General features: G+C 53.4%; 11 protein-coding genes. 3 read left to right on the plus strand and 8 right to left on the minus strand.

The features are described from left to right. Positions 1–181 (plus strand): hypothetical protein (locus AC0Z8Z_RS00005; protein WP_485617265.1); only part of this gene is annotated, 181 nt, incomplete at its 5' end. 465 nt (positions 182–646) lie between these two features. Here AC0Z8Z_RS00005 and AC0Z8Z_RS00010 read toward each other — a convergent pair. From AC0Z8Z_RS00010 to AC0Z8Z_RS00020, 3 genes are all read right to left on the minus strand, one after another. Then, positions 647–2,476, minus strand: a complete 1,830-nt coding sequence (locus AC0Z8Z_RS00010; protein WP_485617267.1) for a hypothetical protein — start codon at positions 2,474–2,476, stop codon at positions 647–649. Then, entirely contained in the window at positions 2,385–3,587 is a 1,203-nt protein-coding gene (locus AC0Z8Z_RS00015) for a hypothetical protein (protein WP_485617268.1), read from the minus strand. The genes AC0Z8Z_RS00010 and AC0Z8Z_RS00015 overlap by 92 nt, the downstream gene beginning before the upstream one ends. 422 nt (positions 3,588–4,009) lie before the next feature. Then, positions 4,010–5,821, minus strand: a complete 1,812-nt coding sequence (locus AC0Z8Z_RS00020) for an ABC transporter ATP-binding protein (RefSeq protein WP_485617269.1) — start codon at positions 5,819–5,821, stop codon at positions 4,010–4,012. Positions 5,822–6,087: 266 nt separating this feature from the next. Between AC0Z8Z_RS00020 and AC0Z8Z_RS00025 the strand changes: the two genes are divergently transcribed. After that, complete coding sequence (locus tag AC0Z8Z_RS00025; RefSeq protein WP_485617819.1) at positions 6,088–6,444, plus strand: response regulator; 357 nt, start codon at positions 6,088–6,090, stop codon at positions 6,442–6,444. A gap of 27 nt (positions 6,445–6,471) precedes the next feature. Here AC0Z8Z_RS00025 and AC0Z8Z_RS00030 read toward each other — a convergent pair whose 3' ends face one another. The 4 genes from AC0Z8Z_RS00030 to AC0Z8Z_RS00045 form a co-directional block, all read right to left on the minus strand. Then, positions 6,472–6,912, minus strand: coding sequence for a DUF421 domain-containing protein (locus AC0Z8Z_RS00030; protein ID WP_485617270.1), 441 nt, complete (start codon positions 6,910–6,912; stop codon positions 6,472–6,474). A gap of 7 nt (positions 6,913–6,919) precedes the next feature. Next, positions 6,920–7,432, minus strand: coding sequence for a hypothetical protein (locus tag AC0Z8Z_RS00035; RefSeq protein WP_485617271.1), 513 nt, complete (start codon positions 7,430–7,432; stop codon positions 6,920–6,922). Between the two features lie 204 nt (positions 7,433–7,636). Beyond that, complete coding sequence (locus AC0Z8Z_RS00040; protein ID WP_485617272.1) at positions 7,637–8,635, minus strand: NAD(P)H-quinone oxidoreductase; 999 nt, start codon at positions 8,633–8,635, stop codon at positions 7,637–7,639. Positions 8,636–8,731: 96 nt separating this feature from the next. Continuing rightward, positions 8,732–9,907 (minus strand): saccharopine dehydrogenase family protein, encoded by a 1,176-nt coding sequence (locus tag AC0Z8Z_RS00045; protein ID WP_485617273.1) that lies wholly within the window; start codon positions 9,905–9,907, stop codon positions 8,732–8,734. 110 nt (positions 9,908–10,017) lie between these two features. Here AC0Z8Z_RS00045 and AC0Z8Z_RS00050 point away from each other — a divergent pair, with 110 nt between their 5' ends. Then, positions 10,018–10,917 carry a LysR family transcriptional regulator gene (locus AC0Z8Z_RS00050; RefSeq protein WP_485617820.1) on the plus strand — a complete coding sequence of 300 codons (900 nt, stop codon included), beginning with the start codon at positions 10,018–10,020 and terminating at the stop codon, positions 10,915–10,917. A gap of 933 nt (positions 10,918–11,850) precedes the next feature. Here the strand turns inward: AC0Z8Z_RS00050 and AC0Z8Z_RS00055 are convergent. Next, entirely contained in the window at positions 11,851–13,143 is a 1,293-nt protein-coding gene (locus tag AC0Z8Z_RS00055; RefSeq protein ID WP_485617274.1) for a hypothetical protein, read from the minus strand. Positions 13,144–13,145: the final 2 nt, after the last annotated feature.

Consider the following 13,145-nt stretch of genomic DNA (forward strand, 5'->3'; position numbering starts at 1 on the left):
GAAAGCGGAAAGCGGAAAGCGGAAAGCGGAAAGCGGAAAGCGGAAAGCGGAAAGCGGAAAGCGGAAAGCGGAAAGCGGAAAGCGGAAAGCGGAAATGATCGACGTCATCGAGCGCGACAACAAGACGCTTCGACAGCACAAGCTGGACTTTTTTCTGAACAGCAACGAGGTAGCTACATGAAAGCGACTGCCTTCTCCAAGGCAAATCGCGGTTAGCCGAAGTAGGTTATCGGGGCGGCGCTAAGCCGGTGACAAGCAAACGTGTTAACTTCTGAAACCGTTGAGTGTCAGTCGGTCATCGTATAAAGGACGTTCCGTTTTAAAATTTTGAGTGATCAGAGCATTCTGATCCTTTTTTCGAGATGAATCGCTGAGCTGGTATCGCTTGGCCGTCAAGAGTTTCTGCCCTTGATGGCGGCGACTTTACCCAATTTGGTCTCACTTAACTTCTCTACAAAACCTAGGACGGATTGTGACGGCGAACGTTGAGTTTCTCTGATTAAGGTTGTTGACTTATTAGCAAGTAACGAAGTAGACGCCCGCTGACAGTAAAAACCGTCTGAGAAGCGCCTGAGTCGAAACGCTGAAGAAAAAATGAGGCCCGACTCTTGACTGGATGACTCCAACTTCAAGAATTGGGCGACGCTCAAGCAAGCTTAGGCGAACCGGCGGCTTGTGATGTGGGAGGCCCTGGCATGCCTGCCGGATGGGCGGTGTAAAGATGCTCAACAATCAAAAACAAGCAGCAGGTCAGTTTGGGCCAGCAATCAGCTCTGACTTCAATGGAGAGGCCGTCTTCGGACTCCCCTTGATGCACATTAGAGTTGCGAATCGAATAAATCAATTGACCAAACTTCCTCATAACCGCAATATCGGCCTGATTTTCAAAGCGACCACTCAACGACTCGATACCCATGGGATCGTGGGGCGCCAGTACACCTCTCGGCACAACTTCAAACAACTTAGCAATAGACGCACTCTCTTTAGATTTCCAAGAAAGCTGACCCCGAAGCTTTAAATAAAGATCGTACTCTGCATCATTAACGCCAAAGGTCTGCTTGATCCCGTGCATCCACCCAAAGTAGTAGAGCCCTTCTACTACTCGATATATTTCAATAAACGCGTGCTTCCAATGACTTGCTGAAAGAGACAAGTATATATTTTCGTGTGGAGCGTTCTGAAGTAGCAGTAGACGACTTGAAACATCTATAATTTCGGCAGGAACAAAGGGCGAACGCGCAGTTTTAAAACGCGCCGCCAAATGGCAGAGGACTGCAAATAGCGACAAGACGGAAGTTTGACTTAGTTCAAAGACACGAACATCCTCATACACCGAGGCTATATCTTCCAACGCACAAGAGAATTCTTCCTTGACGTCGAGCCTGTTCTCAAGCTCTTCCGGATGAGCCAAGAGCTCCCGAGAAACATCGAGATACTGACCATGAGTAAGCACGAATGACAAGAAGTGCGCATACTCAAAACTTACTTCATTGACCCCTATTTCTGTTAAAGCACCTAAAACAGATCCAATCTCAAACTCATAAAAATTCCTAAGAGATAAAGCCAAAAACTCACTGCCATCGTGCATGAACTTGAAACAGATCCCCCCACCCGGACCGAATACCAACTCATCTCTGCTTGGCAAAATACTCATCAGCGCCTTACCAAGCTGGTCCGGCATTGGCAAAATCACAGCTGCCTGATTAATTTTTTTATCAGTAGCGATAGCGACTGGGCTAACGACACCCCGGCAAAGTTGTCTCAAATCGCGCACCTCGATTCCAACTTTAGCGCTCTTGATGCGGTCAATCCCATACGTTGGGTTATGGTCACTAAACCCTAAAGAATGCTGCCCATCATCTTGCCACGTCAGCAGCTCTATAAAGTCCACGTAAGCTTGAGATTCGTCAACTCTCCATGCAAAGAAAGAACCATGAAAATTAATTAGGTCATCAAAATCAATAAGCGCACCGTTTTCTCCCTTGCTGATGCGCGCCTCAACGTCATCCTTCGTAACCCTCGGCGGCAAAGGAATATCAAGCTGCTTAACTATAAAGAAGAAAAATGCATCGACATATGCGCAAGCATCCAAATTCCGCTCTTGACAAAACTCAGTCATCCTTTGCGCCAAGCCGTCGCTGCGATCCAATCGGTACAAAACAACGTAACGCTCGTTGTTCGCGAAAAAAGGGACCAATAGCCCCTTATCACTTATAACAACCGGATGAGCAATGTCGAAATCTAAATGCTCAAGCAAACCGGCTGCTCGCATCCGCTTACCCGACACTGGAGTGGTACCAATTTCAATATCCGCTTCTGAGAATGCCAGTCGAGACAGTTTGCTGGTAGCAGCAGATATGTAAGAATTCCACTGAATGCTCATATCAATATGCGTACCAGCATGCTTTGAAATTCCGAAGTACCTGCCCATCTTCAAAAAGAACACTGAAAGCTTTTTCAAAATATTCACGTTCAAAACGCCCAACCTGGGATGCTGCCACTCGATGTGCAGTAACCCTCTCCTCCAAGTCCTCAAGACAGAGCACCTCTTCCTTCTCATCCGGCGTTGCCGCACCTTGAATGGAATCAATAAGACGCTCAAGATTTATCTTTACCAGTTCAAATTTTTCAGGTATGGCATCCCAATCAGTCTCTGTACCAGGCTTACCGAAGAGATATATCGCTAGCGCTGAGACGAAACCCGCTTTTGGCGGGAATGCTCGGAAAACCTCTTTGCCACTTGAGTACCGTTTTAACGTTTCGCTAAGAGCTGACTCTGCCTCGAAAGTGGAGAAGGCATAGTTCAATTTACTAAGAAGTAAAATAGCGTCACTAAAATATCGCATCACATCGACGTGCGACGAAGACTCAATCATATCCAACCGGACGAAGTCCTGAGCGATCCGATCCTTAAGGTTAAGCTCCCGCTTCCTAGAAGAAAAAATCAGAAGAAGCTCTACGACGTCTTCAGATTCGTATTCGCTGGCTGAAAGCCCTGATCGACGCCCAGAGTCCTTCGACAGAAATTTAATTGTGCCAGCAACTGAACCCTCCACTTTTTCTAACAGGGGCCTATAAATAGCCTCGAGCTGTCGCGCTATATCCCATGGAACCTGCCCCGTGTTCAGTACCAGCATTCTGTATATCAAATTATTAGCACTATCCGAGATCCAAAACTCGACACGCAAATCACTAATGCCAGCGAAGCCACATTCACGCGATGCCTCTAGGATCGCAGTGGTTCGCTGCATACCATCGATAATTGATAACCTCGAAAGATTTACACCATCAACTAAAGCTAACATATCCTCTCTGCTGTTAAGACGACCAGTCTCCGCATCGTAATCTCCCGACTCAACAAGAACCCCGACGACTAAAGGAGGCAATGAGGCACCTTTAGATATATCCGCTACCATTCGCTCACGAATTATCTTAGCTGTTTTTGTCTTGAGAGCAGCGCGTTGACCCGGGAGGCCTCCTTGCTCATCTTCGTAAATTCTTTCCACAAGCTTTATATAGCTGTCAGCGCGCATATCAATTATTACAGAGGTACATCCATTTCCAGACTGAGCAATTTTATGAAACATCTTATGCATCCGTATTCGAAGGAAAATGTTTTCAGCGCAATTATTGGTGAACCCAAGCGGAGGACCTTACACATGCATAAAAGCGTCCGCTGGCAGCTGATTTTAGAGGAAAGCAAGCTTCGCGCGCGCAAAACATTTCGCCCCTAGACTCAGCCGCCTTAAGGGCCGTCCGTGCCTCTGCCGGTAGCCGTCGACCATGGGTCGACTCTAGCCGGTCAAGCGCGCGAACTGTGCTGATCAGATCCGATGCGAACACACGATCCAATTGAACGCATACAGATGGGCAGGTAGAGGACAATTTCCCACGAGCGGACCACGTACAGGAAGATTAAATAGAGATCATTCCTGCGCGGTCCAGGCAAAAACCAGGGTTGGCACGCTTTGGTCTGCAATCCCGGCCACCGATTGATCGACCTGCGCAGTTACCGATACCCACGCGCCTGGATGTCGAAGAGGCTCGCATAGCGCCCGCCACCCGCCATCAGTTGCGCATGGGTGCCTTGTTCCAGAATGCGGCCCTGATCCAGCACGATGATGTGATCAGCGTTGCGCACGCTGGAGAATCGGTGAGAAATCAACAACGTCATGCGCCCCTTGGCGTACTCGCGGAAGTGCTCGAATACGGCAGCCTCGGCCGCAGCGTCGAGGGCGGCCGTAGGCTCGTCCAGAATCAGCAGATCAGCCTCACGGCGCATGTAGGCCCGCGACAGCGCCAGCTTTTGCCATTGCCCACCGGACAGTTCCTGCCCACCGGCGAACCAGCGCCCCAACTGCGTGTGATAGCCGTTGCTCAAGCGTTCGATGAACTCGGCGGCGATCCCTTGAGTGGCCGCATCGCGCCAACGGTCCTGGTCATCGAACGCTTCGACGTCACCCACCCCAAGGTTTTCGCCGACTGTCATCTGGTAACGGATGTAGTCCTGAAAGATCACCCCGATGCGCTGGTGCAGGGCCTGTTCCTCCCAGTCCTGCAAATCGCTGCCGTCCAGCAGGATCCGGCCTTCGTCAGGCGTATAGAGTCGGGTAAGCAACTTGATCAATGTGGTTTTACCCGAGCCGTTTTCGCCCACGAGGGCCAGGCTCATGCCAGGTGTCAGGTGCAGGCTGATGTCGCTGAGGGTGGGCTGCGCGGCCCCCGGGTAGCGGAACCCCAGACCCTCGCAGCGCAGGCCGTCGCCCGGGCGAGCACCGGCCTTCAACGTACCGCGTGCAGCTGCCACCGGCACCTCAAGGTATTCGTAGAGGTCGGACAGGTACAGGCCGTCCTCGTACAAACCGGCAATCGCGCTGAGGCTGGCCGTGATGGCGACCTGGCCTTGCTTGAACAGCACCAGGTACATAGTCATCTGCCCCAGAGTGGTCTGGCCGCGCATGGTGTCCAGTACCACCCAGGCATAGGCCACGTAAAACGCGGCAGTGCCCAATAGTCCGAGGGCAAAGCCCCAAACGTCGCGTCGCACGGTGAGCCGGCGGTCTTCGGCGTACAGGCGCGTGAAATTGTCGCGATAGCGTTGCAGCAACAACGGCGCCATGCCGAACAGCTTCACTTCCTTGGTGTGCGACTCATGGGACAGCAATGCTTCCAGGTAATTTTGCTGGCGAGTTTCCGGGGCGCGGCGCTGAAACAGGCGGAAGGCATTACCGGAAAAATGCGTCTCGGCGAAGAACACCGGCAGCGCACCGAGCACCAGGATCAGCAGCGCCCACGGGGAAAAATGCACCAGCAACACCGCAAAGCTGACCAGCGAGATCAGGTTTTGCGTCAGCCCCAGGCCTTTTGTGACGAGGCCCAGTGGCCGGGTCGATGCATCGCGGCGCACGCGCACCAACTTGTCATAGAAGGCCGAGTCCTCGAACTGCAGCAGCGACAAGGTCTGGGCCTTTTCCAGGATCATCAGGTTGACCTTCTGCCCCAACTGCACCCGCAGCAGCGCTTGTTGCATTGAAAGCGCCCGTTGCGCCGCGGCCAGCAACGCCAACACGCCCGCCTCGGCCAACACGTAACGCAGGACAGGCCATACCGGCGCCTGGCTGCCATTGGCGTGGATCTGCATCGCCTGAACCACCGCATCGACAATCCGCTGGCCGATCCAGGCGGCCAGCGCGGGCAATATACCGGCGATCAGCGTCGCCACGATCAAACCGCTGAACAATGGCCGGGAAGTCGCCCAGACCAGGCCGACCGCCCTGCCGCTCTGGGTTGAAAATGCAGTCAAACGATTAAACAACGACATTAAAGGCGCAGGCTCCGGGTTGTCAGCGACAGGGGATTGTACCGGCTCGTTAGGCACGCTTCGCCGGTCTTGTTGATCGCTAGACCGATACTCAAGGCCGATTCAGGCTTTGCATAAAACTTCACCCCACTCAGTAGTAGCCGTATACCGTGCGAAGAGACCCGAGCTACGGCTGTATCGGAAGTGGGAACCAGAAGACAGTAGTCCAGTCCAACTGCACGACGAACCAGCATGGACACAGGACAGTGTTATCAACCGTTTTAGTGGTGGAAGATGACTGGCTCATCCGCAGTTTGATCCATGAAATTTTAGAGACCGAAGGCTTCGAGGTGGTAACAGCAGAGACAGGCGACGACGCTTGGGACTGGTTGTGCGAGACCTCAGGAGGGGCAGATCTCATACTGTCCGACATCCATATGCCGGGTGGGCTGAGCGGTATCGGGCTGGCTAATCGGGTGCAGGCTCATTGGCCCCGGATACCTGTGATCCTTTCCTCCGGGGGACAAGGGCAACAAATCCTGGAGTCTGGATACGCGCCCCTTTTCATCCCTAAACCCTGGCATTCCCAAGACATAGGGACGATTTGTCGACGTGCATTAGCCTTGGCAATTAACCGAGAGTGATCCTGCCGATCCCAAGGGGGCAGATGATCAGGCGGGGATGATCGAAATCTTGCCGTTTCGCTCCAGGATCGCGTACTTGATCTGCTCCACTCGCTCGAAGCCCTTCTCAATCCTTGCAGCTTCCAGGATGTCATCTTCCTGGATGCGCGCCTCATGCATGCGATGCCGCAGGAAAGTGCCGTTTTCCACGATGATCGTCGGCCCCCCATCGATCAACTTGGCCAAGCGTTTGGAACGTCGCTTGACGAGGGAAAGCCCGATGTCGATCACCATCAAGGTCACAATGACCAGAATCGCATTGGTCACGGAGAAGTCATCGCCCAGCAGCGCTTGCTGGGTGGCTTCGCCAATGACCATCAGCAGCACGAAATCAAACGACGTCAGCTCTCCCAATGATCGTCGGCCAGAAATCTTGAAGAGCACCATCAGTGCCAGATAAATCGCGCCCGCGCGTAGTACGGCATCCATTGAGCACCTATGGGTAGATAAACTGAGTGACGGGAATGTGGCCGCCGCCAACGATACCGATCTGGCTTTTAAAGAGCCCGATCCCGTCGCTGCGCCATGAGATGAAGAGCGTGACGCGCCCGCTCTTGTCGGTGGGGAACGTCAGGCTCAAACCTTCAGGACTGCCCACGGAGCTGACCGGCTGCGGCTGGATAGACTCGATGCTGAAGCCATCCAGCATAGGCATGCCAATGGACAGCGTGACCTCTTTGCCCGGCTGCCCCGTGGCCTGAACGACCATTGGATTGGTTCCGCCGCCTCGGTGGAAACGCTCGTACTGCAACGTTAGGTCACCCTGCTCACTCACGGCTTCGACTGTGCTGAGCGGGCCTCGGGAAAACAGGCCAAGCAACGTCAGGATGACAACCGCCGTCAGCACATACCAGCCAACCCTCTGGAACTTCCAGACTTTGCGCTGCAGCGCAATGTCCTCGGCAACGGGGTGTTCACGGTCCTGCATTTCCTGTTCTAAGAGGCTCATACGCATCACTCGTCGGGACTAGCGATGTGACCGCTCTGGTCCGTGGGAAGTTCTGATGCGGTAAGCGTGTGCTGCTGATTCCTCAGCATCTGACTAAAGCCGGACAGAAGCAGGCGCTCGCCACCCCCACGACCATGGACACCTCAAACAAAAAATGAACATTGCCCGGCGGGCAGCCAATGACACGCACCGGGCGATTCCCGTTCACAACACCTTCAGCACGATTTTGCCGACATGGTCGCCCTGTTCCATTCGCTGATGCGCTTGTGCTGCTTCGGCGAGAGGGAAAACACGGTCAATGATCGGCAGGCATTCGCCTTGACTGAGCAACGGCCAGACGTTGGCCCGTATGGCGCGAGCAATCTCGGCTTTTTCCTCCGCGCTGCGCGAACGCATCATCGACCCGGTCACCGAGCCTTGCTTTTCCATCAACGCCAGCAAATTGAAGTCCTTGACGGAGCTGCCGCCCAGAAAGCCGATAACGACCAGTCGACCGCGTCGTGCAAGTGACGCCACGTTGTTCTCGAAGTAGCTTCCGCCCATGATGTCGAGAATCACGTCCACGCCCTTTTCGTGGGTTTGCCGGGCGATCTCCTGAGCGAAGTCCACCTCGCGGTAATTGATCGCTTCGCCACCCAGTTCGCGGATCCGGTCGCACTTTTCCTGGCTGCCAGCCGTTGCAAAAGCCTTGATCCCCAGTGCCTTGCACAGCATCAGCGCGGTCGTACCGATACCGCTGGTGCCGCCATGGATCAACACGGTGCAGCCCTTTTGGGCACGGCCCAGCTCGAAAAGGTTGGCCCACACGGTGAAGAATGTTTCCGGAATGGCCGCGGCCTGAATCATGTCCACGCCGTCGGGGACCGGTAATGATTGGGTGGCCGCCACGACGCAGTATTCGGCGTAACCACCGCCATTGGTCAGCGCACATACCTTGTCGCCCAGCTTGAAATCGGCCACCTTTGCGCCAATCCCAACGACCTCACCGGCCACTTCCAGCCCGGGCACTGGGGTCATGCCGGGTTTCATCGGGTATTTGCCCGAACGCTGTATGACATCAGGACGATTGATGCCGGCGGCGTGAACCCGGATCAGCAACTCGTGCTCACCCGGCGTTGGCACATCGGCCTGCATTATCTTTAATACTTCGGGGCCACCGGGTTCGGTGATCTCGATGTAGTTCATGCGGTTTGGCACATTCATGGGACACCTTTTGTTGACTAGGCTAATTGTTGAGAGAGCTAAAGACTCTGAAAGCTGAACGTCAAAGACATTCAGCCTTTTTAGCGGCCCATCGAATTAACCCTCGACGGTAAACCTCAGTCCGGCTTTTTCAGTCAGGCGCTTGATCAACGCCTCATTCAACGCCGCCGCAGGCGTCCAGCAACCGCCCGGGGTCTCCTCACGTGTCACATCGAAGGCCAGCGCCATCGCTGACTCGGCCAACATCTTGGATGTCGACAGGTAGCCCGGATCCTCATCGCAACTCACGGATGCCTTGAGCACCTGACCGTCTGCCAGTTCAGCGATGAACAGCACATCATAAAAGCCTGCCTCAATCTCCTTCTGCGTCGGCCCTTGCCCCGGTTGAGGATGACCGCCCTCATTAAAGGAGAAGCCCGCCAGGCCAGGCTCATCGTCTTCGCTCGGTTGTGCCTTGAGCATCAGCATTTCGTCGTACTGAAACGACGTGCCCCACAGGTGCCCCTCCAGCAAGTTGGTGCGATGCACTGCCTTGGAATTGATGCCCGACATGATGAAAGGCCCGACCCAGGTCTGCGCCAGTTCATCCTGGTAGGGGGTCTGGTCATCAGGTTGCTCGACGCCTTTGAATCCTGGTGTGTAGGCAAACGGATCGGCCACCAGTTCACCGAGAGCAGGATCCTGCGCTGCCGCTGCCACCACAGCATCGACACTCAGGAACGTGCCACCGGACAGCACGCCTTGCATGTTGCGCACCCGCCCCCTGATCCGAGGCGCGTAGCGAGCGAACTTCTTCATGACCTGCTGCTGGGTGAACCATACGCCAAGGTCGAACGGCACCGAATCGAAACCACAGGAGAACACCAGTCGCGCGCCCGATGCCTGGGCTTGGGCGTGATGGCTGCCGATCATCTTGGCAATCCAGGGGATCTCCCCCGAGAGGTCAACGTAGTCCGTTCCCGTCTCGGCGCAGGCTGCCACCAGGTCCGAGCCGTAGACCGAAAACGGCCCCGCGGTGGTAATTACGACCCGGGTCGCGGCAACCATGTCGCGCACGGACGCCCGGTCCTGGGCATCGGCCACGATCAGCGGCAGCGCTGCGGCGTTTGCCCAACGGTCCCGAATGGCTTCCAGCTTGCTCAGGCTGCGACCGGCAATGGCCCACTTAACAGGGCCGTCGACGCCGTATTGAGTGAATAAGTATTCAGCGACCAGCCGACCGGTGTACCCCGTGGCGCCAAAAATAATCACATCGAATGTTTGTTTACTCATGGAAAAGATGATTCCTGAAAGCGCCGCGAAGCGAAGGCGACACTCTAGCCATCCTGCCCACAAATGATTAGATGGTATGGTTGGAATAGACCTATAACCCCAGAGCATCAATTGTGCGCGACAACGTCACCGACCTCCTGGCCCTCTTGCGGGTCGCCCGTGAAGGCAGTTTTACCAAAGCGGCGGCGCAGCTTGGCGTGTCCCAGCCTGCGCTGAGCCGCACCATCACCAAACTGGAATCGCGCCTGGGTGTGCAACTGCTGACCCGCAGTACCCGAAGCGTCGCGCCGACCGAAGCCGGCGCGCGCCTGATCGACAGCATCGGGCCGCATTTTGACGGGATCGAGTCAGGGCTCAACGAGCTGAGCGAACTCAGCGGCACGCCGGCGGGTAACCTGCGCATCACCTCCATGGAGCACGCAACCCAGCTGGTCCTTGCCCCGGCTGCGCTGCAATTGATGACCGACTATCCGGACATCAAGGTTGAAATCAACGACAGCTACGCCTTGGTCGACATCGTTGCAGAGCGCTTCGATGCTGGTATCCGCATGGGGGCGCAGCTGGCTCAGGACATGATCAGCATGCCCATCGGCCGGGATTTCCGCATGGCATTGGTGGCCGCTCCTGCCTATCTGGAACACCGTGCTAAACCCCTGACGCCACAGGATCTGACCGAGCACGCTTGTATCAACCTGCGCCAGCCCACCTCGGGAGGGTTGTGGGCGTGGCCTTTCGCAAAAAACGGGAGAGAAATCAAAGTACGCGCCGACGGGCATCTGGTGAGTAACAACATCTGGCTCATGCGTGATTTCGTCAGGGCGGGCGCCGGACTGGGCTACTTCCCGGAGCATCTGGTCGAGCAGGACCTGGCGCAAGGTCGCCTGGTGCGGCTGCTGGAGGACTGGACCGGCACCGTCACCGGGTATCACCTCTACTACCCAAGCCGGCGCCAACACAAACCGGCTTTTCGTCTGCTTCTGGATGCGCTGCGTGATCAGTCAGGGCGCTGACTGTCTTCTTTTGGCCGATGGCTGCTGATGCTCATGCTGATGCTCATGCTGATGCTCATGCTGATGCTCATGCTGACCGGCAGCTTTAGATCGAAAGCGGTAAGACACAACCGGCTGCTTTCAGTCGATTGCTGCCTGTCTAGAAGAACTACTCCCGGCCAGCAGCAGACACTCAAAGGTACCTACGAAACCAAGGCGATTAATACCTCGACAGCAGAATTAGCACATAGCAGGCGATGGCGGCACAACGATTCCGTTTCAAGGCCTTTTTGGGGCACAGTGCTAAAAGCTTGGATGAGGCGTGAAAATGGAGCACCCAATGGAACTAACGAAAGACCAGCCGATTGAGCTTTTGACTTACCTTAAAAGCGATGACACTGAAGATACTCTCTACGTAAAAAAATCCCTGCATCTAGAGGCAAGGCGATGCAAATCGTAAATAAACATGGCGTAGAATCTCCTATGAGCATCAGCTTCCAAAAAGATAGGAGTCTTACCGTCGTTTACGTCGGCATGGTCACAGTCGAAGGCGACGAAGTTTTAACATACGAAATACTCACACAACAAACAGACGTTTACTTCGGAAAGCTTGTCAGCATTAATCCTCTAAAATAGAACACCATAGCCAGACAGACACTACCGAGACCTACTCTCGTTCGGTGATCTATCTCGACCCACCAGTCCAGGCCACCATGCAAGTTAACAACAGAGGATTTCATCTTCAAACGTAGTCCGTCGACAGCTTCCGATGTCCGTATGCGTCTGGCGAAAGTCCCCCTTCGTTTCAGAGGCTCTCGGAAATTCGCGTCAGACTCCAAATAGCTGGCACAAGCTGAGGCGCTGTTCGATTTAACTCTATTCGAAACGCCGATGGCATTTCGAAATATTAAAATCTTTGCTAGACAAGAAAGAGAGGAAAAAATATAAACCAAGCTACACGCAAACACTATGAATGAGGCTGCATGCAAAATTTGCAAGAGCCGAAAAACTATCACTCAGCTCCTTGCGATAGATGTATGAATGCAGGGTCGCCGCAACTATCGCGGGAAGCCATGAAAGATATCGTAATGCCATTAAAGAGCGCTTGAGCTTTCCCTCATTTGCAACTAAAGCATCTGTAGACTCTTCTATATAACTCCGAAGATCTTTTGGATATTGATGTGCCTTCTGCTGATGGGATGTGAACATAATAATTCGAGAATTCTTGATTCGCTCATATTGCAGCTTTTGTGCTGCTAAAGTCTCGGCTATCAAAGCAGAGGCAATTAAAATACCTAATACCAGAATTGAGCTTTCTAAGACGCCATCGGCTTTTGATATTGCAATGACCACAGCCAATGAAATCGGCACACTAAGAACTTTTCCACTAATATCGCTGACAACCTTTGACATCTGATCAGCGATGGTTAGTTGTGCACTAGCTACTTCTTGCTTCGCTTTGTGAAAAGAAAAACCGCTAAGATAAGTTGAGAGATTGTTTCCATACAGACTCAAAAATTGCGACCAAGTGGAAATCAGAAATTTGAAACGCTCTTTTCCTCCGAGCTGACCAGATAAATACTCAATCAAGGTCGCACGGAAAATTGATCGTTCTTTGAAGATGTGTGGACTCTCATCCAAATTACTCATTTGGAGGCTGTCGACTAGTTTTGTACTCACCTCAAAATTTAGCAATTCGCGATCCAGGTAGGGATAAAGCGTTATAGCACGTTCGCCTTTGGCTACATCTTCCGCAACGAATACAAGCCTATACTCATCACTCGATTCTTTCTCATCATGAAAGTGTGCCAAATCAGCTAGGTAGACAATAAGGCGACATAATGCATGAAGCGTTTTTATCCGATGGTCAAGAGGGTCCTCCGAAGATAGGATGTCCTCTTCTAATAGGTAGAGGTCTTTCGGAATTTTGGTGCGCACAAAGCTCTTTGAACGAGCCATAAGCTGATCAAAGCTTTTGAAAATCGGCACCGCGCCTGAAGTGTCAAGTACAAAAGTTAGTTCAATAGCCGACCACGATTCAGAAAAATTAACGGCGGATGGGTCGATATCCACACCGTCAACCAATAACTCGTCAAACCGTCCCGTCTTGGAAATTATTAGTGCATCAATAGCGATATTGATGCATGAACTAAAACTGGACGCCTTGAAATAAAATGCATTACCCGTCGCAAGAGCAGGACGTCCAAGCAAGCGATATGCCTCGGCAAATTTAATGACATCCACCATAT

Source organism: Pseudomonas sp. 1L-C-7-B-C1 (assembly GCF_057291635.1).

Coding starts and splice junctions, on each gene's coding strand:
- AC0Z8Z_RS00020 (WP_485617269.1), bottom strand. CDS start 5,821: ATGTCGTTGTTTAATCGTTTGACTGCATTTTCAACCCAGAGCGGCAGG.
- AC0Z8Z_RS00030 (WP_485617270.1), bottom strand. CDS start 6,912: ATGGATGCCGTACTACGCGCGGGCGCGATTTATCTGGCACTGATGGTG.
- AC0Z8Z_RS00035 (WP_485617271.1), bottom strand. CDS start 7,432: ATGAGCCTCTTAGAACAGGAAATGCAGGACCGTGAACACCCCGTTGCC.
- AC0Z8Z_RS00055 (WP_485617274.1), bottom strand. CDS start 13,143: ATGGTGGATGTCATTAAATTTGCCGAGGCATATCGCTTGCTTGGACGT.
- AC0Z8Z_RS00015 (WP_485617268.1), bottom strand. CDS start 3,587: ATGTTTCATAAAATTGCTCAGTCTGGAAATGGATGTACCTCTGTAATA.
- AC0Z8Z_RS00040 (WP_485617272.1), bottom strand. CDS start 8,635: ATGAATGTGCCAAACCGCATGAACTACATCGAGATCACCGAACCCGGT.
- AC0Z8Z_RS00045 (WP_485617273.1), bottom strand. CDS start 9,907: ATGAGTAAACAAACATTCGATGTGATTATTTTTGGCGCCACGGGGTAC.